Origin of the sequence: Afipia clevelandensis ATCC 49720 (genome assembly GCF_000336555.1) — a bacterium.
Lineage (GTDB): Bacteria > Pseudomonadota > Alphaproteobacteria > Rhizobiales > Xanthobacteraceae > Afipia > Afipia clevelandensis.
Window position 1 is genome coordinate 2379955 of sequence record NZ_KB375281.1, and the last position, 21452, is coordinate 2401406.

Sequence of the window (21452 nt, forward strand, 5' to 3'; positions counted from 1 at the left end):
CCGGCAACGCACAGACCAACGACAGCGACACCCACCAGGATACCGAGCTTGGGGGTGATCGGAAGATTCTTCAAAAATTTCACGGGGCTTCTCCGGGGGCTTCTCCGATGCGGGACCGCGCTTCTGCACGGATTCACCACATCAGTTACCGAAATTTCCTTCCCATGTACCGCTTGCAAAATAGGCATGCACAAAGAAACGGGCCGGAGAAAACTCCGGCCCGTTTCGTCTCGATATTTGATGTCGGAGTCGCCGTCAGAACGTCAGCGCCTTGGCCTGCTTGACATGCGGCAGGGTCAGGGTCTTGGCCAGCACGTCTGCGGGCACGGCTCCATCGACCTCGACCAGCGCGATGGCGTCGCCGCCCTGCTTGTGACGGCCGAGGTTGAAGGTCGCAATGTTGACGCCGGCATCGCCGAGCAGCGAGGCGAACTTGCCGATGAAGCCCGGCTTGTCCTCGTTGGTGACGTAGATCATCGACTTGCCGAACTCCGCATCGACGCGGATGCCCTTGACGTCGACGAGGCGCGGCACGCCGTCCGCGAACACCGTGCCGGAGACCGAGCGCTCCTGCCGCTCGGTGGTCACGGTCACCGTGATCAGGCTCTCATAATCGCCTTCCGCCGCGCGGACGACTTCGTCCACGACCATGCCGCGCTCCTTGGCCACCACCGGGGCGGAGACGACATTGACGTCGCCCAGCATCGGCCGCAGCAGGCCCGACAACGCCGCCGAGGTCAGCGCCTTGATCTTCATTTCCGCGACATGGCCCTCATAGGTGATCGTCACCTTGGAAATGCCGGTCTCGGTGAGCTGGCCCGCGAACGAGCCGAGCTTTTCGGCCAGCTCGATGAACGGCTTCAGCTTCGGCGCTTCTTCCGCCGTGATCGAGGGGAAGTTTACCGCATTGGAGATCGCGCCGGTGAGCAGATAGTCCGACATCTGTTCGGCAACCTGCAGCGCGACGTTCTCCTGCGCTTCGGTGGTCGATGCGCCGAGATGCGGGGTGCAGATCACATTCGGACGGCCGAACAGCACGTTGGCCTTGGCCGGCTCTTCCACGAACACGTCGAAGGCCGCGCCCGCGACATGGCCGGAGTCGAGCGCCGCCGCCAGCGCCGCTTCATCCACAAGGCCGCCGCGCGCGCAATTGATGATGCGCACGCCCTTCTTGGTCTTGGCGAGCGCCGACGCGTCGAGGATGTTGCGGGTCTTGTCGGTCAGCGGCGTGTGCAGGGTGATGAAGTCGGCGCGCTTGAGCAGGTCATCGAGTTCGACCTTCTCCACGCCGATGTCCTTGGCGCGCTCCGGCGACAGGAACGGATCGAACGCGATCACCTTCATGCGCAGACCGATAGCGCGATCCACGACGATCGAGCCGATATTGCCGGCGCCGATCACGCCCAGCGTCTTGCCGGTGATTTCGACACCCATGAAGCGGTTCTTCTCCCACTTGCCGGCTTGCGTGGAAGCGTCGGCGGCGGGGATTTCGCGGGCCAGCGCGAGCATGAGCGTGATCGCGTGTTCGGCGGTGGTGATGGAATTGCCGAACGGCGTGTTCATCACGATGATGCCCTTGGCGGTCGCCGCGGGAATCTCGACGTTGTCGACGCCGATGCCGGCGCGACCAATCACCTTCAGGTTCTTGGCCTTCTCGAGAATCTTCGCGGTCGCCTTGGTGGCCGAGCGGATCGCGAGGCCGTCATAGTTGCCGATGATCTCGGCCAGCTTGTCCTTGTCCTTGCCGAGATCCGGCTGGAAATCGACCTCCACGCCGCGATCCTTGAAGATCTGCACGGCGGCGGGAGACAGCGCGTCGGATATGAGAACTTTTGGTTTGGTCATGGTGTTCTTCCTTCACCTCCCTTCAGGGAGGTCGGCCTTCAAGGCCAAGGTGGGATGAAAGGATTCAAAGAAGCCGCGCTGCCAGGTCTTCTCCCTCTCCCCGTTCTGACGGGGAGAGGGTCGGGGTGAGGGGCGAAACGAAAAGAAAGATGCCCCTCACCCGACCGCGTTGCGGTCGACCTCTCCCCGCTTGCGGGGAGAGGTAAAAGAAGCGTCAGGCCGCCTTGGCCAGCGAGGCCTTGGTCTCGGCAAAAGCCCAGTCGAGCCACTGCGTCAGAATCTCGACGTCCTTGGCTTCAACCGTCGCGCCGCACCAGATGCGAAGGCCGGCGGGCGCATCGCGATAATGCGCGAAGTCGTAACCCGCGCCTTCCTTCTCCACGGCCGCGACCAGCTTTTTCGCGAAATCGGCCTGGGCGTCGGCAGAGAGCGACGTGATCGCCGGATCAATCACCTTCAGGCAGACCGAGGTGTTGGAGCGGATCGCCGGATCGGCGGCGAGGAAATCCACCCACGGGGTCTTCGCCTTCCAGTCGGCCAGCACCTTGGTGTTGGCATCGGCGCGCGCGATCAGCGCCTTGAGACCGCCGACCGACTTGGCCCAGTTCAGCGCATCGAGATAGTCCTCGACGCAGAGCATCGAGGGCGTGTTGATGGTCTCGCCGACGAAGATGCCTTCGTTGAGCTTGCCGCCCTTGGTCATGCGGAAGATCTTCGGCAGCGGCCACGGCGGCGTGTAGCTTTCGAGGCGGGCGACGGCGCGCGGCGACAGGATCAGCATGCCGTGGGCGGCTTCACCGCCCAGCGCCTTCTGCCAGGAGAAGGTGACGACATCGAGCTTCGGCCAGTCGAGCGGCTGCGCGAACGCGGCGGAGGTGGCGTCGCAAATGGTCAGACCTTCGCGGTCCGCCGCGATCCAGTTCGCGTTCGGAACACGCACGCCGGAGGTGGTGCCGTTCCAGGTGAAGATGATGTCGGAATTCTTGTCAGCCTTCGACAGGTCCGGAATCTCGCCATAGCCGGCGTGGAGCTTGACCACGTCCTTGAGCTTCAGCTCCTTGACGACGTCGCTGACCCAGCCTTCGCCGAAGGACTCCCAGGCGATGGTAGTGACGGGGCGCGGCCCGAGCAGTGACCACAGCGCCATTTCGACGGCGCCGGTGTCGGACGCGGGCACGATGCCGATCTTGTAGTCGGCGGGGACTTCAAGCACCTCGCGCGTCAGGTCGATCGCGAGCTTGAGCTTGGCCTTGCCGACCTTCGCACGGTGCGAGCGGCCGAGGGCGGCGTCCTTGAGATTTTGGGGGGCCCAGCCGGGGCGCTTGGCGCAGGGGCCGGAGGAGAAATGCGGCACGTTCGGCTTGGCGCCGGGCTTCGCTACAGTCATCGTCTATCCTTCCAGATAGTGAGCCTCCCGTTGGGGGGAGGTGTCCCGCCGCCGTCAATATGGAAGGTTTCGGATTTCGTCAAGAAACTTTGCCCCGCGCAGATCACAAAGCCGGGATGCAGGGCGCCCCTCCCCGCCCGGTCAGGCGGGCCGTTTCCAAGCCTCCAGCGGGATGTTCGGCATCTCGAAACGCTCGGTCGTCCGGGTGTACCAGCCGCCCTCCATGCGCCCGATCAGGTCGAGCTTTTCGGCGTCGACATACTGCCGCGCAGCGTCGATCACCGCGTGATCCTGGACATGAACCGTCAGGATGCGGCCGAGCACCAGACTGAAATTGCCGAGCGCCACCTCCTGCATGAAGGTGCATTCCATCGACACCGGCGAGGCTGCGATGCGCGGCACCTGCACCTTCTCCGAAGGCACGAGTTTCAGGTTCGCCTCCGCCGGTTCCTCGACGCCCTTGGGAAAAGCGATGGAGGTGATCCGCATTTCCTGCGCCAGCGCGTAGGGCACGAGGTTCACCACGAACTGCTCGTTGGCGCGGATATTGGCGCGGGTGTCCTTCGGCTCGCCCGGTCCCTTGCTGCCGATGCCGACGCCGACCGTCGCCGGATCGGAGCCGAACACATTGAAGAACGAGAACGGCGCGGCGTTCACCGCGCCGCTGGCATCGCGCGTGGTGATCCATGCGTTCGGGCGCGGCAATACGGTGGCCAGCAGCAGCTTGTAGCGCTCGCCCGGCTTCATCGCCTCGAAATCGAACTGCATCGTCGCCCTCCGTGACTTGCATGGTGCAAACCGTTTTGGGGCAACCTAGATGCTTTTTTGGAACTTACAACGCTGGACGCGGATTCACCCGCGCATGGGCGGTCTGCCCGCGCAGCGTCAGCCGTCCCGTGCCCCGGATTCCGGCGAAGCGCCAACCGGCGGTCCGCCCGGCGGACGATGCAGGAAGGTGATGGTCGCAAACGCGCCGATCCACGATCCCACCGCGGCAAAGGCCACGTAGACCCAGTTCTCGGTGTAGCTGATCACCGCATAGGACGAGAGCAGATACCAGATGCTGCTCCAGTTGGCGGCGGGCACGCGCTTGCGCGCCACCACCGCCGACGTGAACATGACATAGACGGCGTCGGTCGCGGCGGTGGCGAACAGAACCGCGACCGCGGTGAGGGGATTGATGGCCGGCATGGGCGCTTCCTCGGCTGGTGATAACCGAGCTTACTCCGCATCCGGCGCGGCCCGCCGCCACATGGATCAAAGACCGAGAATTTTTTCGCAATCGTCGATCCAGCGCCGCACGCAGGCGTAGCCGTCGAGGTGAAAACCGCCCTCATGCGCGACGCGCGTATAGGCCAGCAGCGCCACGTCAGCCAATGACAGGGTGTCATCGACCAGAAACCGGGTGGCATGCAACTGATGCTCCATCCGCGCCAGCGCGGCATAGCCGCGCTTCACCCTGTCCGGATCGAGCTCACCCTGCGACTTGCCGAGATAGACCATCATGAAACGGCAGACCGCGATATACGGCTCGTGGCTGTACTGCTCCCAGAACAGCCATTCATCCATCTTCGCCGCGAGAAATGCTTCCGCCGGAATGAGGTCGGTGCCGCGCGCCAGATAGCGGATGATGGCGTTGGATTGCGCCAGCGTGCGTCCGTCCTCGAGTTCGAGCACAGGCACCTGCCCCGCCGCGTTGAGCTTGAGAAACTCCGGCGTTCGGCTTTCGCCCTTCATCGTGTCGATGCCGATCCAGGTGTAGCGGCGCGAGAGCCGGTCGCACACCCACTTCACCTTCAGGCAGTTGCCCGAATTCAGATCGCCGTAGATTTTCATCGCAATCACCGCGTTCCGTGGCTGCCCCGGACCACAGTCCAACAAGCAAAGCGGCCCCTGTCAACGACAAGGGCCGCGGGAAACCATCGCACCGGATGACACGATCAGAACTTGTAGCCGAGGCCGCCGCGCACCGTGTTGATATTGGTGTCGATCGGGCCGCTGAAGCGGACATATTCCCACTCGCCGCGCGCGAAGAAATTGCCGAACAGCATGGCTTCCGCGCCGACGCCGAAGGTGTAGCCGACCATCAGCCGCTGGTTCTTGCTCTCGGTCGTGCTGTAGGTCACGTTGTAGTCCGTGATCGTCGGCGTTCCGGTGCCGACATAGGTGCCGGCACTGTTGATGGTGCTCGACCGGACACTGTCTGCAAGGCCGAGCGCAACGCCGCCGAAGGCATAAGGCATGAAGCTGCCGATCACATAACCGGCGCGGCCGCGGAGCGTCAGCACGTCGGTGTAGTTGATTGAAGCCGCCGCGTTCGCGGTCGCTGCATAGTTGACATCATCGACCGTAATCTGCCGGGACATGGTGCCGCTGGCCTTGCCGCCGAAGTTGCCATGCATGTAGCTGGCGTCGACGCCCATCACCACATCGCCCCATTGCCCGTTGTATCCGGCGAAGCCGCCGAACGCGCTGTTCTGGTGCGAGACCTTGCCGCCGATCACCGGCCAGGTCGACACGCCCAGAACCTGTTCAACGGTGGTCAGCGCGAGCTGCTGCGCGGCGATATCCTTCGTCGCGCCGTTGAAGTTGGCGTCGGACGAGCCGTAGGCGGCCTGACCGCCGACATAGAACCCCTGCCATCTGACATAGCGCGGGCTTTCGCGGAGCATGCCGCGCAACACCGGCAGATCATCCGGAAAATCGGCGGCGTGCGCACCCTGCACAGCTCCCGCCATCATCATCGCCAACACGATCCGACGCATCACGGCACTCCCGTTACAAACGCTTAACTACGTTCGATCATGCCGCGTTAACCCTAATCATTCGTTATCGCCGCGCGCCTCGCGCAAAAGAAAACGGCGCGGAAAAATCCGCGCCGTTGAAGTTTGAAGGAGGGAGAAGAGAGAAGAGTCGGTTCAGCCCTTGCGCATCAGCGGCATCACCGGCGGCGCATAGGCCGGCACCGGATCAATCGCCCAGCGCACACCGAGTTTCAGGTCGTGCGAGGTGAGATGCTTGAAGGTGGTCGGATTGTTGATGTTGTTGGTGCCGTCGTAAGCGATGACGTCGCCGGTGATGCCGTCACCCATGTCGAGGTAGCGGTAGGCCAGTTCGAGTGTCAGGCTTGGATTGATCTTGTAGGCAAGACCGGCGTGAACCGCCCAGGCGAAATTCCACTTCGAGGCATCGGCTGCGTAAGCGGAGCTAGGTCCACCGTTGGTGGTCTGACCAACATCCGTGTAGTTTGCCATCGTGACCCGCGCGGTACCGACACCGGCGCCGATGAATGGCGTGACGCACCACCAGGTGCCGAGATCGGCGTAGGCGTTGGCCATGATCAGCCATTCGGACTTGTTGCCGGTGTACTTGTTGAACCCACTCTGCAGGCCACCCGCGTTGAACGTATTCACCTCATAACCGTTCAGCGTCGAGCTGGCGCGGTATTCACCGGTCACGTCGGCGCGGAACCAGTTGTTGAAGCGATAGCCTGCGCCGAGGCCGAAAATGCCGGCGCTGTTGAAGTCCGCCTTCTGGCTCTGGCTGATCAGATTGGCTTCCAGCGCGTTGCTGAGATGCTGGACCTTCTGATTGCTGAAGCCGATATCGCCGCGCAGATACCAGCCGCCGAAATCCTCGACCGGAGGCGGCACATACATCGGAGGCGGAGGGGGAAGATCGGCGGCAAGCGCAGCCGAGGAAATGAATGTCGCCGCGCCGGCAGCAAGAAGATTCTTCAGAGTACGCATTGGTCCGGTCCTTTCGCCGGTGAGGCAGACAAACGCCTCACGCTCAAAACTCATGAGCGGACCATGGCACCAAATGTTTAAGCGGCACTTAACCCTAATTCTTAACCGCGATTTTTAATCTGGCTTAAGCGGGACGGTAAACATTTACACAACGCGCACGGCATCGCGCGCCGCAATTCCTAACGATGTGTTGATGAATTAAGTCAGCGATGCTGACTCAGTGACCGCTGTTGTCATGGCCGGGCTCGTCCCGGCTATCCACGTCTTGATTGCTGCTGTCCAAACGTGGATGCCCGGGACAAGCCCGGGCATGACGAAGGAAGATGCAAGATTGTATGCGCGCGCTTACAGCCTGTGGCGCTTGATCTGCGGCAGGAACACCGCAAGCAGGCCGATCGCCGGCAGGAACGCGCAGATCTGATAGACGAAGGCGATGCCCTTCCAGTCCGCCACTTCGCCCAACACCGCCGCGCCGATGCCACCGAAGCCGAACGCCATGCCGTAGAACAGGCCGGAGATCATGCCGAGGCGATGCGGCATCAGTTCCTGCGCGTACACAATGATCGCCGGCATCGACGAGGAGATGATGAAGCCGATCATTCCACTCAGCACCGCGCTCCAGAACAGATCCGCATAAGGCAGCGCCAGCGAGAACGGCAGCGCGCCGAGGATCGAGAACCAGATCACGTATTTGCGGCCGAAGCGGTCGCCCAGCGGGCCGCCGAAGAACACGCCGACCGCGCTCGCGCCGAGGAACACGAAGAGATAGAGCTGCGCCGCCTGCGTGGTGACGCCGAATTTCTGCATCAGATAGAAGGTGTAATAGCTGCCGATGCTCGCCGTGTAGAACGTCTTGGAGAACAGCAGCACCATCAGCACGCCGAGCGCGGCCATGGTGCGCGCCGAGGACGGGCCGTCAGCAGGAAGCGAGGCATGACCGCCCTTGCGCTGCGCGACGCGCGGCGCATACCAGCGGCTGATCTGCCAGAGGATGGCAATGGCCAGCGCCGCCACCAGCGAGAACCATGCGATGCTGCCCTGCCCGAGCGGCACCACGATCAGCGCGGCCAGCACCGGGCCGATCGCCGTTCCGAAATTTCCGCCGACCTGAAACACCGCCTGCGCGAAACCCATGCGTCCGCCCGAGGCCATCCGCGCAATGCGCGAGGATTCCGGATGGAACACCGCCGATCCCGTCCCCACCAGCGCGGCGGCGATCAGGATGGTCCCGTAGTGATGCGCGAGACTGAGCAGGATGAGGCCTGCGAAGGTGAAGCCCATGCCGAGCGGCAGCGAGAACGGCAGCGGCCGCTTGTCGGTGTAGGCGCCGACCAGCGGCTGCAGCAGCGAGGAGGTGAACATGAAGGCCAGCGTGATCAGCCCGATCTGGCTGAAGTCGAGCGCGTAATTGTCCTTGAGGATCGGATAGACCGCGGGGATCAGCGACTGCATCAGATCGTTGAGCAGATGGGTGACGCTGATCGCGCCGATGATCGCATAGGCGGGACCGGCAGCCTTGGCCGGCTGCTCCGGAGCCTCCACGACGATGGGCGCAGCGAGGGTGTCTTCCGACAGGATAACGGGCTTGTTCACGGCTGTTTCCGGGCAAAATGCAAAGCGAATGCGCCTGACATACAAATTCGGCGGATGCGCCACCAGTCGCGATTACCCATGGCTGATGTGCCGGATTGGCCAGACTGCTGCGAAGCTACTCCCCCTCCCCGCCCGCGGGGAGAGGTGAAAGAAAATCAAGCCGCCGCGGATGCTGTGCCGAGTGCCGAAACGATCATGTCGACGGCCTCCTCGACGAGATCGCGGTTGTCGCCCTCGCCCATCACGCGGATCACCGGTTCGGTGCCGCTCGGACGGATTAGCAAACGGCCGCTGCCGTTCAGACGCTTCTCGGCATCGAGGATCGCGGACTTCACGCCGGGATTGTCGAGCGGCTTGCCGGTGCGGTAACGCACGTTCTTGAGAATCTGCGGCATCGCCTCGAAGCGGTGGCAGACTTCCGAAACCGGGCGACCGAGGCGCTGCACCACGGCCAGCACCTGCAACGCGGCGACGAAACCGTCGCCGGTGGTGGCGAAGTCGGACATGATGATGTGGCCGGACGGCTCGCCGCCGAGGTTGTAGCCGCCCTTCAGCATCTGCTCGAGCACATAGCGGTCGCCGACCGGCGTGCGCAGCAGCTCGATACCCTGCTCTTTCAGGAAACGCTCGAGACCCAGATTCGACATCACGGTGGCGACGATGCCCGGCTTCGCCAGACGGCCGTCGTCCTTCCAGCTCTGCGCGATGACGGCGAGCAACTGGTCGCCATCGACCACATGGCCGCGCTCGTCCACGATGATGACGCGGTCGGCGTCGCCATCGAGCGCGATGCCGATGTCGGCGCGCATCTCGCGCACCTTGCGCGACAGCGCATCCGGCGAAGTCGATCCGCAGTCCTTGTTGATATTGAAACCATCCGGCTCGACGCCGATGGAGATGACATCCGCGCCAAGCTCCCACAGCGCTTCCGGCACCACCTTGTAGGCGGCGCCGTTGGCACAATCGACCACCACGCGCAGACCGTCGAGGCTGAGATCGCGCGGCAGGGTGCGCTTGGCGAATTCGATGTAGCGGTCATGCACCCCGTCGATGCGGCGGGCGCGGCCGAGACTGGCGCTCTGGGCGAGACGCTTGTCGAGATTGTCGTCCATCAACTGTTCGATCTGCGTTTCCACATCGTCGGACAGCTTGAAGCCGGCGGGGCCGAACAGCTTGATGCCGTTGTCGTCGAACAGGTTATGCGAGGCGGAAATCATCACGCCGAGATCGGCGCGCATCGATTTGGTCAGCATCGCCACAGCCGGCGTCGGCATCGGGCCGAGCAACAGCACGTCCATGCCCACGGACGTGAAGCCCGCAACCATCGCGTTCTCGATCATGTAGCCCGACAGGCGGGTGTCCTTGCCGATCACCACGCGATGGCGATGATCGCCGCGCTGAAACACCAGCCCGGCGGCCTGGCCGACCTTGAGCGCCAGTTCCGGCGTGATCAGACCATTGGCGCGGCCGCGAATGCCGTCGGTCCCGAAATATTTGCGCACCATGAATTCCCCTGTTCCGCCGAGTCTCTGGCCAGGCTTCGTGAAGTACCGGCCGGCTCTGGCGAACGCCCCATTGTAGCGGAGAGCACGTTATAAAGCCTCTGCGAGGGGAAATTCTTCAAAAAATATGATGAATCATTACCGCCGCCCAAGGCGGGCGGCGGCGCTTATCCAATTGAAATATAATGATATTTATCTCGATTGACGCCGGAAACCGGGCGTCACTTCTTCCGCTTGATGTCCTGGTCGTGCTTCGACGGCGGCGGCTGGGTCACATTCACCGGGTCAGACCCCGGGAACGATTCTTCCAGCCCCTTTTCAAGGGCGTCGTCGAGCTTCTTCTTTTCAGGGTCCCTGGGCTTGTTCTCGGATTTCGGCTTGGTATCCGCGTCCATGATCTGCTCCTGCGTTCGGGTTCGCAGGGTCAACGCCCGGGAACGGCCCATGTTCCGGCCCGGACAGCGGGCCGCCGGCACTAGTCCTTCCGCTCGGGATGCGGGTCGGGCTGGGTCAGCTTGACCGGATCGGACGCCGGGAAGGTCTCCTCCAGCGCCTCATTCAGTTCGTCGTCGAGCTTGCGCTTTTCGGCTTCGGCCTTTTTGGCGGCGTCCGGATCGGCTTTTTTCGTGGTCATCGCGCTCTCCAAAAGGATGGCGGCTGTTTGCGCGCGCCTCAACCATGATAGATGATTGCGGGAAGAAAAAATTCAATGAGGACGCGCCCATGAAGAACATCACCTGCATCGAGGACCTGCGGCAGATTCACAAGCGCCGCGTGCCGAAGCCCTTCTTCGATTATGTGGACGGCGGCTCCTATGCGGAAGAAACCCTGCGCGCGAACATCAGCGACATGCAGAAGTTCAAGTTTCGCCAGCGCATCCTCGTCGACATCTCGAAGCGTGAACTCAACACCACCATCCTCGGCGAACCGGCTGCGATGCCGCTGATCCTCGCGCCGATCGGCTCGGGCGGACTTCAGCATATGGACGGAGAAATCTACGCCTGCCGCGCCGCGCAGAAGGTTGGCATTCCCTACACGCTCTCCACCATGTCGATCTGCTCGATCGAGGACGTCGCCGCGAATGTCGACAAGCCGTTCTGGTTTCAGCTCTATGTGATGAAGGACCGGGGTTTCGCGAAGTCGCTGATCGAGCGCGCCATCGCCGCCAAGTGCAGCGCGCTGGTGCTCACGGTCGACCTGCAGGTGCTCGGCCAGCGCCACGCCGACGTCAAGAACGGCCTGACCGTGCCGCCCAAACTCGCGACGCTGCGAAACCTGATCGACTTCGCGACCAAGCCAGCCTGGGTCATGGGCATGCTCAAGGGCAAGAGCCGGAATTTCGGCAACATCACCGGCCATGTGAAGGGCGCGGGCGATCTCGGCTCCACCTCGGAGTGGGTAGCCTCGCAGTTCGACCAGTCGCTGAACTGGAAGGACGTCGAATGGATCCGCTCGATCTGGCCCGGCAAGCTCATCATCAAGGGCATTCTCGACGTGGTCGATGCGCGCGAGGCGGTGAAGACCGGCGCGGAGGCCATCGTGGTCTCCAACCATGGCGGACGGCAGCTTGACGGCGCACCGTCGTCGATTTCGGTGCTGCCGGAGATTGTACAGGATGTCGGCTCGCAAACCGAAATCATGTTCGACGGCGGCATCCGCACCGGACAGGACGTGATGCGCGCGCTCGCGCTCGGCGCGAAGTCCTGCATGATCGGCCGCGCCTATATCTACGGCCTCGGCGCCGGCGGACAGGAAGGCGTGGAGTTGGCGCTGGACCTGATCGGCAAGGAACTGAGCACGACCATGGGCCTCACCGGCATCAACCGCATCGACGAAATCGACCGCCATGTGCTGACGGACCACATGCAGACCAATGCGTGAACCGTTCTTCCTCCCCTCTCCCCTTGCGGGAGAGGGTGGCGAAATCGAGTGAAACGAGATTGAGCCGGGTGAGGGGTCGAAGCGGCTGCTGAGAGAACCCCCTCACCCGCCTTCGCTTCGCTCATGCACCTTCTCCCACAAGGGGAGAGGGGAAGAATTGCATCAGCCGAGAAACATGTTCGCGTCCAATATCTACTGACAACTCCACGTCGTCGTCTTGTCCGCAGCCATCGTAGCCGTACAGGCCTTCTGCTGGACCGCATCCGATCCCGGCGCCTTGAACTTCACGTAACCCGCCAATTCGCGCGGCGCGCCGCGGAGCATGCTCACCTCGGCCACTGTCATGCCTTTGGCGGTGAAATCGTCGGTGATCTTCTTCTTGATATCGTCGATCTCGGCGGGATTGAAACCCTGCGTGCCGCGATAGCTCGTATAGGCGCTGACCGCGACCAGAACGAGCGCGACGACAACGATGATTTTTCCGGTTCTGTTCAAGGCTGGTCCTTGTTTCGAGCGTGCTGAATATCGTCATTGCGAGGAGCAAAGCGACGAAGCAATCCATTGCAAGAAGAAGTGGGTTGCTTCGCTTCGCTCGCAATGACGACGACGTTACTTCACCAAGTCCGCTTCGACCAGCGCGCGCAGGTCCAGTGTGACAGTGGGACGCTTGCCGAACCACAGTTCAAAGCCGCGCACGGCCTGATGCAGCAGCATGCCGAGGCCGTCGGCGGTCTTCAGACCTCGCGCTTTCGCTGCGGCCAGCAATGGCGTTTCTAGCGGCACATAGACAAGGTCCGCGACGGTCGCGGTTGCGGGAAGCGCGCCGATATCAATATCGAGTGCGGGCTGCCCCTTCATGCCCAGCGATGTGGTGTTCACCAGAAGCCCCGCGCGCGGCAGCACGTCGCCAATGCTATCCCATGCCAGCGGCCTGACCCGTTCGCCGAACTGCTCCGCCAGTGCCTGCGAGCGCGACGCGGTGCGGTTGGCCAGATGCACCCGCGCGATGCCGCGCTCCAGCAGACCGAAGATCACCGCGCGCGCGGAGCCGCCCGCGCCCAGCACCAGCACATCGTCGGCGCTGTCCCATCCCGGCGCGCTGGCGTCGAGATTGCCGATGAACCCTTCGACATCGGTGTTGGTCGAACGCAGTTCGCCGTCATTGTCGAAGTAGAGCGTGTTGGCCGCGCCGACCGCCGTGGCCCGCGCGTCCGCAAGCGTCAGCGCGCGCGCCTGCTCCTTGTGCGGAATCGTGACATTGGCGCCGCGATAGCCGCGCGCCTCAAGATTTGCGATGAACTTCGCAAACGCCTGCGGCTCCACCGCCTCGATGCGATAATCGCCGTCGATGCCGAACGACGTCAGCCAGTATTTGTGAATCAGCGGCGAACGCGAATGCGCCGCGGGCCAGCCGATCAGACATGCGGCGGGAGTGATGCTCATTTGGATTGATTCCAGACGTCTCTTTCATTCCGTGCGGGCGGACGGTTGTCGCCGCCCGCGCCAGAGGAATATCAAAGCGCCCAGCAAAGCGCCAACGGCAATGCCCTCGGCAAGACCGATAAAAATGGTGAGCAGGAATGTCGCAAGCAGCATCAGCGCCGTGTCATACGCGCGAAGCTGCGTCATGAATTCGTGTTTCTCCGCCATGTTCCACGCCACCACGGCAAGGACGCCGGCCAGCGCCGCCAGCGGAATGTAGCTCGCCAGCGGCGCAGCCAGCAGCATGAAGGCGAGCAGGAACACCGAATGCAGCATCCCCGCGACGGGGCTTCGCGCACCGGCGCGGACATTGGTCGCGGTGCGCGCGATAGTGCCGGTAACGCAGATGCCACCGAACAGCGCCGAGCCGATATTGGCAAGGCCCTGCGCCACCAGTTCGCCATTGGAGCGGTGACGCCGCCCGGTCATGCCGTCCGCGACAACGGCGGACAGCAGCGACTCGATCGCGCCCAGCACCGCGAACATGATGGCGTCGGGCAGCACGGCCTCCAACTTCGCCAGCGTGATCGCCGGAAACGACGGCATCGGGAACGACTGCGGAATGCCACCAAAGCGCGTGCCGATGGTTTCCACCGGCAACGCCAGCAGCGCGGCGGCGACGCTTGTGGCGGCGACAGCAATCAGCATGCCGGGCCAGGTGGGGCGAACCCTGCGCACGCCGAGTATGATGCCGATGGTCACCAGCGAAATCGCAACCGCCGCGATATTCGTTGTGCCGATGGCGCGGCCGAGCGCTTCGAGTTTTGGAACAAGCTCGCCCGGCTCCTTGCCCGGCAGCGTGATGCCGAAGAGATCGCGAATCTGGCTGGCAAAGATGATGACGGCGATCCCTGCGGTGAATCCCACCGTCACCGGATGCGGAATGTAGCGAATGTAGCTGCCGATGCGCAGCAGTCCTGCAACGACCAGGAACAGTCCAGCCATCATCGTCGCCAGCAGCACGCCCTCGATTCCATGACGCGCCATCGAGGCGGCGACCAGCACGATGAACGCGCCCGCAGGCCCGCCGATCTGAAACCGGCTGCCGCCGAGCAGCGAGACAAGAAAGCCGCCGAAGATCGCGGCGTGGAGTCCACGGTCGGGCGTGGTGCCGGATGCGATGGCAATCGCCATCGACAGCGGCAGCGCGACAATGGCGACGGTCAGGCCCGCAACGACATCGGCGCGGAAGGCGTCGAGACTGTAGCCCTCACGCAGCACCGTGAGGGTTTTCGGCATGAACATGTCCGAGGAGGCCTGCTGCGGCTGGCTCGGCTCTGGGCTCGTTGCATCCATCGGTCTGCACCCGTGGTCCATGCCGGCGCGTCACCGGCTCAATGTTGCGGAGGCTCCTTCAGCCGCACGCCCCGGCCGCCGCCTTCGCTGCGTGCGTTGTCGCCGATCAGGTCGACGCCGGCCCGGTTCAGCGCGTCGACCACCTTGGTCAGGGAGTCGACAACGCCCCGCACCACGCCGCTGCTGGCCTCCATCCGCTGGATGGTGGGAAGCGACACGCCGGACAATTCCGCGAGGGTCTTCTGGTCTATGCCCAGCAGCGCCCGCGCGGCGCGCATCTGCGACGATGTGATCACGGTCAGGATTCCATTTCAGGCAAGCAGAATGCAACTAAAAAACTGCTCTAATGATGTATAATACATCATCGAAAGCCGTTTTGCATCTGAATTCGACCACGAACGCAATTTTCCACCTCTCCCCGTTCGTTACGGGAAGAGGTGAAGAATCTCGCATTTCTGTTCGTAACCGGCTCCGCCCCCTACGCCGCCGCGCTGTGGGCGGCGATGATCTGGTCCGCCGCACGGCCGATCACCTCCGCCATGTGGTCGAACTGCCGGGTGAAGCCGCCCGATCCCGCGGTCGCCGAGCGCACCTCCACAATGAGATCGCCGATTTCCGCTTCCGGCATCATCGCCCGCACCACATCCCAGCCGGTCCAGCCCTCGCGGGTGTCGAAGCCGAGAATCTGGCCGCGCCGCCCAGACAGGATCGAGTTGATCTTCGCCGTCGCATCGGTGGGGCAGACGATCTCGACCACATGAATCGGCTCCAGCAGCACCGGCGCGCATTGCGGCAGCGCTTCGGCGACGCCGATCCGCGCCGCCGTCCGGAACGCCTGATCGGACGAGTCGACACTGTGATAGGAGCCATCGGTTAGCGTCACTTCGATGTCGATCACCGGGAAGCCGAGCGGGCCGCGCGACATGCCGTCGCCGACGCCCTCCTCGACAGCACCGATATAGTTTTTCGGCACCGCGCCGCCGACAATCTTTTCACGGAAGACGACACCGCTGCCGCGCGGCAACGGTTTCACATCCAGCACCACATCGCCGAACTGGCCGTGTCCGCCCGACTGCTTCTTGTGCCGCCCGCGCTGGGTGACGGTCTTGCGGATGGTTTCCTGATAGCCGACCGGCGGCGCATGCTGTTTCACGCTGACGCCGAAGCGATCCTTGAGCCGCTCCACCGCGACGCGCAGATGCATTTCGCCCTGCCCCCACAGCACCATTTCATGGGTCAGCGGATTGTGGACCACACTGAGCGACGGGTCTTCCTCCACCAGCCGCGTCAGCGCCTGACCGAGCTTGACGTCATCCTTCCGGTCCGTCGCTGCAAGCGCCGTTGCCAGTACAGGCGGCGTCGCCGCAACATCAATGATCGACGCAGGCGTTGTCTTGCCTGTCGTCAGCGTTTCGCCGGTGTGAACCGCATCGAGCTTGCCGAGCGACACCGTATCGCCCGCGGCCGCAGATGAACGCTTGGCATCGGCACCGCCGTTCGGCGTCAGAATGCCGGACACACGTCCATTGCCGCCGCCGGAGGACTGGATGGTGTCGCCATCGGCGATGTGGCCGCGCAGGATGCGCGTCAGCGAGAGCTTGCCGCCGTGCTGAAGATGCGTGGTCTTCATCACGTAAGCCAGCGCGGTCTTCTCATCCGAGATGCCGAGACGCGCAGCCGTTGCCGCCACGCCGGGCGCTTCATGGCGCAGCGCCTTCATCAGCCGCAGCACGCCGTTCTCGCGGGTGGCGCAGCCGAGCAGCACCGGACAGATCTGCCCTTCACGCAGCTCGCTGGCGAGATCGTCGAACACCGCATCGCGCGGCGGCGGGATGTCTTCGAGCAACTGTTCAAGCAACCGGTCGTCATGATCGGCGAGCTTTTCCAGCATGCTGAGCCGGGCTTCCTTCTCGCGGTCGAGATCGCCCGCCTCGAGGTCGATCACTTCCGACGGCATGTGCTCGCGATAAACAAAGGCGCGCTCCAGCGCGAGATCGACGAAGCCGGCGATCAGGTCGCCCTTCCAGATCGGAATCTGCCGCAGCACCAGCGGCGTGCGCGAGGCCGGCTGCAATGTCGCCAGCGTTTCGCGGATGCGCTTGTTGGCCTTGTCGATCTTGTTGAGGAACAGGAAGCGCGGAACGCCCATGTCCTCAAGTTCGCGCATGATGATCTGCAGTTGCGGCAGCTTGCGCTCGTCGGCCTCGCACACGACCACGGCGGCGTCCACGGCGGGCAATGCGGCGCGCATGTCATGCGCGAATTCGACCGAGCCGGGACAGTCGATGAAGGTGTAGCTGTCGCCCATGAAAGTGGTGGTCGCGGCGGTCATGCCGACGCTCATGCGATGGCTGCGCGCCTCCGGAGACGAATCCCCGACGGTGTTGCCTGCTTCGACGCTGCCTGCTTTGGGAATGGCCCCGGTCCGGGCCAGGATTGCTTCGAGTAAAGAGGTCTTGCCACTCTGGAATGGGCCCACCAGTGCGATGCACCGGGGACCTCGGGGACTTCTCAGGTTGTCTTGCCGTCCAGCGTCTTGTCCCATTTGCCGTCTCCTGTCTGGAGCACGGCCCGCATCAAGCAGTCCCGGCGAAGTGCATCCGGTCGCCGCCGGAACGCTCTGACTTCAATGTTGCGCGCATTCCGCTCGCGCCAATCCCACTTCTGCGGAATGCGCTCATGCGGGTCGGCACTTCTGATCGTCTCAAGCGGCGATGCGGTTGGCAAGCGCGAAACATGCCGCTGCGCAGCAATGTGATGTTGTCATTGCGAGCGAAGCGAAGCAATCCACTCTTGAAATGTCAAAGAATGGATTGCTTCGTCGCAAACGCTCCTCGCAATGACGAGTGAAACTAGAATTCTTAGAAGCGGCCGGGGCGCAGTTCCAGGCTCTGGACACCGCCGGCGACGCTGAGGCCGGTCTGGCCCTGCACACTGAGCGGCTGAAGCGCGAAGGAATTCTGCGAGCCGCCGATCAGGGCGTTGCCGCCGACGCCGGCGACCACCGCGGCGCTGGCGCCGACACCGGCATAATTGCCGGAGAGGTCACCGGGACCGAACTGAACGGTCGGCGCGAACACCGCCCAGGACAACGCCGTCTCGGTGGTGATGCCGAGGTCGATGCCGACCTTGGTGATGCGCGCGGTGTACAGATCGTCCGGGCGGCCCTGCGAGCGGAACACACAGCCGAGGTTGGTGACCGAACCGACGATCATGCCGACATTCGGGCCGCCGCGGCACTCCAGCACGCCGACCTGGGTTGTGGGCTGCTGCGCATTCGCAAACGAAACGGCGGCAGCGAACACGGCGGATGCCACGGACAGAATGGTCGAGAAACGGCGCATGGACTATCTCCGGCTGAATGGCGCGAACAGAAACGATGATCTGAAAAGACCCGAAAGGTCTCCGCATCTAGTCACACCCTCCGGCAATCTTCAATCGCCGCCGGCCGATAGTCCTTAAAGAGCAACAAAAAAGGCCCGCGTGAACGGGCCTTTTCCATTGAGGTTTGTTAACCCAACACCTTAGTGGTGACGGCGATGGTGATGACGCTTCTTGCCGCGCTGGAAGGTCACCGGCTCGAGGTCGAGGCCGACCACGCCGCCGCTTACGTTCACGCCGGTCTGGCCCTGCAGGCTGAGGGGCTGAAGCGCGAACGAGTTCTGCGAACCGCCCCAGAGCAGGTTGCCGCCGCCGCCAACGCCGAACGAAACGTTGCCGCCGACGCCGCCGTAGTTGCCGGCCAGATCGCCGCGGCCGATGCGGCGGGTCGGTGCATGAACCGCCCAGGCAAGGCCGGTGTTCTCGGTGACGCCGAGGTCAACGCCGAAGCGGGTGACATGCGCCAGATAAGGCTCCGGCCGGCGGCCCTCGCTGCGGAACACGCATTCGAGCGTGGTCGCGGAGGCGACCACCATGCCGACGTTCTGGCCGCCCTGGCATTCGAGCACGCCGATCCGCACGCCCTGGGGCTGCTGCGCGTTCGCTGTGGCGAATGAGGCGACGAGAGCCACGGCAGCGGCTCCGAGAAGGGATGAAAGACGCATGGAATAAACTCCGGATTGCAGGTTTTTGATTGCGGGCGGACAAAAGGGAAGCGCCGTGTCAAAAACATGGCGCTTCTCCTATTTCCAATCAAACTGCCGTCATTATTCGGGCAGTGTGCTTTTTGAAGTGCTGCGTTACCGCAGATTGCCGCAAAACCGCTGGATGCGCTTGCAGGCTTCCTCCAGATCCGACGTCTTCGTGGCATAAGAAATGCGGAATGCCGGGCCGAGGCCGAAGGCCGATCCCTGCACCACCGCGACGCCTTCCGTTTCCAGAAGCTCGGTCACGAAATCTTCATCGGTCTCGAGCTTTTTGCCCGACGGCGCGGTCTTGCCGATCGTGCCTGCGCACGACGGATAGACATAGAACGCGCCTTCCGGACGCGGGCAGTCGATGCCAGTCGCCTGGTTCAGCATGGCAACGACAAGGTCGCGGCGCTCCTTGAACACAGCATTGTTCGCAGGGATGAAATCCTGCGGGCCGTTGAGCGCCTCGACTGCCGCCCACTGCGCGATCGACGACGGGTTCGAGGTCGACTGCGACTGGATGGTGGCCATCGCCTTGATGAGCTGCTCGGGGCCGCCCGCGTAGCCGATGCGCCAGCCGGTCATGCAATAGGCTTTCGAGACGCCGTTCACCGTCAGGGTGCGGTCGAACAGCTTCGGCTCGACCTGCGCCGGCGTGGTGAATTCAAAGTCGTCGTAGACCAGATGCTCGTACATGTCGTCGGTCATCACCCAGACATGCGGATGCTTCACCAGCACGTCGGTGAGCTTCTTCAGTTCGGCGCGCGAATAGGCCGAGCCGGTCGGGTTGGACGGCGAGCACAGGATGATCCACTTGGTCTTCGGTGTGATCGCAGCTTCCAGCGCCTCGGGCTGCAGCTTGAAGCCGAACTCGGCGGTGCAGACCACCGGCACCGGCGTGCCGCCGGCCAGCGACACCATTTCCGGATAGCTGACCCAGTATGGCGCCGGGATGATGACTTCATCGCCGGGGTTCAGCGTCGCCATCAGCGCGTTGTACAGCACCTGCTTGCCGCCGGTGCCGACGCTGATCTGGCTGCGCTTGTAGGTCAGGCCGTTCTCGCGCTGAAACTTCGCGATGATCGCGTCCTTCAGTTCGGGAATGCCGTCCACCGCGGTGTACTTGGTCTTACCGGCCTCGATGGCGTGGATCGCCGCCAGCTTGATGTTGGCAGGCGTATCGAAGTCCGGCTCACCGGCGCCAAGGCCGATGACGTTGCGGCCCGCCTCTTTGAGCTGACGTGCTTTATCCGTGACCGCGATGGTCGCGGACGGCTTCACACGGTCAAGCGCAGCGGACAGAAACGGCATCTTGTTCTCCTGAGGGATGCTGAGGGTCGCGAAGGCCCGGATTCGCGGATTTTAGCGGGCGGGGCACCCTAAAGCGGGTGACGCTGCATCGCAAGAAGGTTCCCGCAACTTGCACGAATTATTGAAAAAAGCAGGATTTTCCCGGCAGTTTGAACGTGCGATGACTTTGATATTGCACCCCAAAGTGAGTCCCGGCACCCCTTGACAGTTTCCCTTGAGAACAGCGCTCGCCTTGCCGCATTGGCTGGCACGCTTTTGCCGGATTCGGAGCCGGAAGAATCCTTCGATCGTCTCACGCGCATGGTGACTCGGCTGCTCGGTGTGCCCGTGGCGCTGGTGTCGCTGGTCGACGAACAGCGGCAGTTTTTCAAGAGCCAGCAAGGACTCGGGGGATGGGCTGCGGAAAGCCGGCAGACTCCGCTGACCCATTCATTCTGCCAATATGTCGTGATCGACGAGGCACCGCTCGTCGTCACCAACGCCGAGAACGATCCCCGCGTGTGCGATAATCTGGCGATTCCCGATCTTGGTGTGAAATCCTATCTCGGCGTGCCGCTCACGCTGCCGTCGGGCCACGTCATCGGATCGCTGTGCGCCATTGATACGAAACCACGCGAATGGTCCAACAGCGACCTTGCAACCATGGGTGAAATCGCCGCCATTGCAATGAGCGAAATCAGCCTGCGCCGTGAAATTGGCAGGCGGCGCGAGGCAGAAAACAATCAGGAACTGCTGATCGCAGAACTGCATCACCGTGTAAAGAACACGCTATCAACGGTTCAGGCGCTGATCCAGCTCAGCATCGCGTCATCGCCAGATTTGGCGAAGTTTCGCGACACCATCGGCGTGCGGATTGCCTCGCTCGCCAACACCCACACGCTTCTGGCGCACAAACGATGGGGCGCAATTTCGTTCCGTGACCTCCTCATGAGCGAACTCGCGCCCTACGCGCAGCCCGGCCGCATCGCGCTCCGAGGCCACGATTTCGATCTCGGCGCCGAGGTCGCCACGACCGTCGGCATGATGATTCACGAACTCACTACCAACGCCGCCAAGTACGGCGCGCTGTCGTCAGCGGAGGGAGAGATCACCGTCACATGGCAGACTGCCGAACGTGCGGAGCCCTGCGGCCTGGACGTCGCATTTGTCTGGCAAGAGACAAACGGCCCGCTGCTGGCCTACGAGGGTCACAAAGGCTTCGGCTCGACATTGATCGAGCGGCTGATCGACAAGCAGTTCGGGGGGAGTACCACCTTCGACTTTAGGCCGGAAGGTCTATCATTTCGCGCGACATTCACAGCGCCGATTTCACCGCAATAACTTCCGGTCGCAA

The 21452-nt window shown here is 63.1% G+C and carries 20 protein-coding genes and 1 pseudogene; 2 read left to right on the plus strand and 19 right to left on the minus strand.

Annotated features, from left to right (window positions below; genetic code table 11):
• Positions 1–255: 255 nt before the first annotated feature.
• The 11 genes from serA to HMPREF9696_RS21835 form a co-directional block, all read right to left on the minus strand.
• The gene (gene serA, locus HMPREF9696_RS11360) at positions 256–1845 is read right to left on the minus strand and encodes a phosphoglycerate dehydrogenase (RefSeq protein WP_002713149.1); all 1590 of its coding nucleotides are present in this window, start codon (positions 1843–1845) and stop codon (positions 256–258) included.
• Between the two features lie 214 nt (positions 1846–2059).
• Positions 2060–3232, minus strand: a complete 1173-nt coding sequence (locus HMPREF9696_RS11365; RefSeq protein ID WP_002713150.1) for a phosphoserine transaminase — start codon at positions 3230–3232, stop codon at positions 2060–2062.
• 141 nt (positions 3233–3373) lie between these two features.
• Positions 3374–4000 (minus strand): flavin reductase family protein, encoded by a 627-nt coding sequence (locus tag HMPREF9696_RS11370; protein WP_002713151.1) that lies wholly within the window; start codon positions 3998–4000, stop codon positions 3374–3376.
• A gap of 117 nt (positions 4001–4117) precedes the next feature.
• Positions 4118–4423, minus strand: a complete 306-nt coding sequence (locus HMPREF9696_RS11375; RefSeq protein WP_002713152.1) for a hypothetical protein — start codon at positions 4421–4423, stop codon at positions 4118–4120.
• A 66-nt stretch (positions 4424–4489) separates the two neighbouring features.
• Positions 4490–5068, minus strand: coding sequence for a glutathione S-transferase family protein (locus tag HMPREF9696_RS11380; RefSeq protein WP_040301390.1), 579 nt, complete (start codon positions 5066–5068; stop codon positions 4490–4492).
• A 104-nt stretch (positions 5069–5172) separates the two neighbouring features.
• Entirely contained in the window at positions 5173–5997 is an 825-nt protein-coding gene (locus HMPREF9696_RS11385; RefSeq protein WP_002713154.1) for an outer membrane protein, read from the minus strand.
• Between the two features lie 153 nt (positions 5998–6150).
• Positions 6151–6981, minus strand: coding sequence for an outer membrane protein (locus HMPREF9696_RS11390; protein WP_002713155.1), 831 nt, complete (start codon positions 6979–6981; stop codon positions 6151–6153).
• Between the two features lie 345 nt (positions 6982–7326).
• Entirely contained in the window at positions 7327–8574 is a 1248-nt protein-coding gene (locus HMPREF9696_RS11395; protein ID WP_002713156.1) for an MFS transporter, read from the minus strand.
• Positions 8575–8729: 155 nt separating this feature from the next.
• On the minus strand, positions 8730–10079 hold the full coding sequence (gene glmM / locus HMPREF9696_RS11400; RefSeq protein WP_002713157.1) for a phosphoglucosamine mutase: 1350 nt from the start codon (positions 10077–10079) through the stop codon (positions 8730–8732).
• 218 nt (positions 10080–10297) lie between these two features.
• Positions 10298–10471, minus strand: a complete 174-nt coding sequence (locus tag HMPREF9696_RS21830; RefSeq protein WP_002713158.1) for a hypothetical protein — start codon at positions 10469–10471, stop codon at positions 10298–10300.
• Positions 10472–10551: 80 nt separating this feature from the next.
• On the minus strand, positions 10552–10710 hold the full coding sequence (locus HMPREF9696_RS21835; protein WP_002713159.1) for a hypothetical protein: 159 nt from the start codon (positions 10708–10710) through the stop codon (positions 10552–10554).
• Between the two features lie 89 nt (positions 10711–10799).
• On the opposite strand from HMPREF9696_RS21835, the gene HMPREF9696_RS11405 reads away from it, so the two are divergent.
• Complete coding sequence (locus HMPREF9696_RS11405; RefSeq protein WP_002713160.1) at positions 10800–11957, plus strand: alpha-hydroxy acid oxidase; 1158 nt, start codon at positions 10800–10802, stop codon at positions 11955–11957.
• 192 nt (positions 11958–12149) lie between these two features.
• Here HMPREF9696_RS11405 and HMPREF9696_RS11410 read toward each other — a convergent pair whose 3' ends face one another.
• The 8 genes and pseudogenes from HMPREF9696_RS11410 to HMPREF9696_RS11445 form a co-directional block, all read right to left on the minus strand.
• Complete coding sequence (locus HMPREF9696_RS11410; RefSeq protein WP_002713161.1) at positions 12150–12452, minus strand: hypothetical protein; 303 nt, start codon at positions 12450–12452, stop codon at positions 12150–12152.
• A gap of 114 nt (positions 12453–12566) precedes the next feature.
• Positions 12567–13400 carry a shikimate dehydrogenase gene (locus tag HMPREF9696_RS11415; RefSeq protein ID WP_002713162.1) on the minus strand — a complete coding sequence of 278 codons (834 nt, stop codon included), beginning with the start codon at positions 13398–13400 and terminating at the stop codon, positions 12567–12569.
• Positions 13401–13457: 57 nt separating this feature from the next.
• Positions 13458–14735, minus strand: a pseudogene (locus HMPREF9696_RS11420) (SulP family inorganic anion transporter); the annotation flags it as partial.
• 38 nt (positions 14736–14773) lie between these two features.
• A complete protein-coding gene (locus HMPREF9696_RS11425; RefSeq protein WP_002713164.1) occupies positions 14774–15031 on the minus strand; it encodes a helix-turn-helix domain-containing protein in 258 nt (85 codons plus the stop codon).
• A 182-nt stretch (positions 15032–15213) separates the two neighbouring features.
• Positions 15214–17280, minus strand: coding sequence for an elongation factor G (locus HMPREF9696_RS11430; protein WP_002713165.1), 2067 nt, complete (start codon positions 17278–17280; stop codon positions 15214–15216).
• A gap of 316 nt (positions 17281–17596) precedes the next feature.
• Positions 17597–18079 carry a DUF992 domain-containing protein gene (locus tag HMPREF9696_RS11435; RefSeq protein WP_002713166.1) on the minus strand — a complete coding sequence of 161 codons (483 nt, stop codon included), beginning with the start codon at positions 18077–18079 and terminating at the stop codon, positions 17597–17599.
• A 180-nt stretch (positions 18080–18259) separates the two neighbouring features.
• Positions 18260–18781, minus strand: coding sequence for a DUF992 domain-containing protein (locus tag HMPREF9696_RS11440; RefSeq protein ID WP_002713167.1), 522 nt, complete (start codon positions 18779–18781; stop codon positions 18260–18262).
• Positions 18782–18916: 135 nt separating this feature from the next.
• The gene (locus tag HMPREF9696_RS11445; RefSeq protein WP_002713168.1) at positions 18917–20119 is read right to left on the minus strand and encodes a pyridoxal phosphate-dependent aminotransferase; all 1203 of its coding nucleotides are present in this window, start codon (positions 20117–20119) and stop codon (positions 18917–18919) included.
• Positions 20120–20320: 201 nt separating this feature from the next.
• Here HMPREF9696_RS11445 and HMPREF9696_RS11450 point away from each other — a divergent pair, with 201 nt between their 5' ends.
• Complete coding sequence (locus HMPREF9696_RS11450; protein ID WP_002713169.1) at positions 20321–21439, plus strand: HWE histidine kinase domain-containing protein; 1119 nt, start codon at positions 20321–20323, stop codon at positions 21437–21439.
• Positions 21440–21452: the final 13 nt, after the last annotated feature.

Excerpts from the sequence above, each read along its gene's own strand:
- serA (WP_002713149.1), bottom strand. The coding sequence starts at position 1,845 with ATGACCAAACCAAAAGTTCTCATATCCGACGCGCTGTCTCCCGCCGCC.
- HMPREF9696_RS11365 (WP_002713150.1), bottom strand. The coding sequence starts at position 3,232 with ATGACTGTAGCGAAGCCCGGCGCCAAGCCGAACGTGCCGCATTTCTCC.
- HMPREF9696_RS11370 (WP_002713151.1), bottom strand. The coding sequence starts at position 4,000 with ATGCAGTTCGATTTCGAGGCGATGAAGCCGGGCGAGCGCTACAAGCTG.
- HMPREF9696_RS11375 (WP_002713152.1), bottom strand. The coding sequence starts at position 4,423 with ATGCCGGCCATCAATCCCCTCACCGCGGTCGCGGTTCTGTTCGCCACC.
- HMPREF9696_RS11380 (WP_040301390.1), bottom strand. The coding sequence starts at position 5,068 with ATGAAAATCTACGGCGATCTGAATTCGGGCAACTGCCTGAAGGTGAAG.
- HMPREF9696_RS11385 (WP_002713154.1), bottom strand. The coding sequence starts at position 5,997 with ATGCGTCGGATCGTGTTGGCGATGATGATGGCGGGAGCTGTGCAGGGT.
- HMPREF9696_RS11390 (WP_002713155.1), bottom strand. The coding sequence starts at position 6,981 with ATGCGTACTCTGAAGAATCTTCTTGCTGCCGGCGCGGCGACATTCATT.
- glmM (WP_002713157.1), bottom strand. The coding sequence starts at position 10,079 with ATGGTGCGCAAATATTTCGGGACCGACGGCATTCGCGGCCGCGCCAAT.
- HMPREF9696_RS21830 (WP_002713158.1), bottom strand. The coding sequence starts at position 10,471 with ATGGACGCGGATACCAAGCCGAAATCCGAGAACAAGCCCAGGGACCCT.
- HMPREF9696_RS21835 (WP_002713159.1), bottom strand. The coding sequence starts at position 10,710 with ATGACCACGAAAAAAGCCGATCCGGACGCCGCCAAAAAGGCCGAAGCC.
- HMPREF9696_RS11405 (WP_002713160.1), top strand. The coding sequence starts at position 10,800 with ATGAAGAACATCACCTGCATCGAGGACCTGCGGCAGATTCACAAGCGC.
- HMPREF9696_RS11415 (WP_002713162.1), bottom strand. The coding sequence starts at position 13,400 with ATGAGCATCACTCCCGCCGCATGTCTGATCGGCTGGCCCGCGGCGCAT.
- HMPREF9696_RS11430 (WP_002713165.1), bottom strand. The coding sequence starts at position 17,280 with ATGGGACAAGACGCTGGACGGCAAGACAACCTGAGAAGTCCCCGAGGT.
- HMPREF9696_RS11435 (WP_002713166.1), bottom strand. The coding sequence starts at position 18,079 with ATGCGCCGTTTCTCGACCATTCTGTCCGTGGCATCCGCCGTGTTCGCT.
- HMPREF9696_RS11440 (WP_002713167.1), bottom strand. The coding sequence starts at position 18,781 with ATGCGTCTTTCATCCCTTCTCGGAGCCGCTGCCGTGGCTCTCGTCGCC.
- HMPREF9696_RS11445 (WP_002713168.1), bottom strand. The coding sequence starts at position 20,119 with ATGCCGTTTCTGTCCGCTGCGCTTGACCGTGTGAAGCCGTCCGCGACC.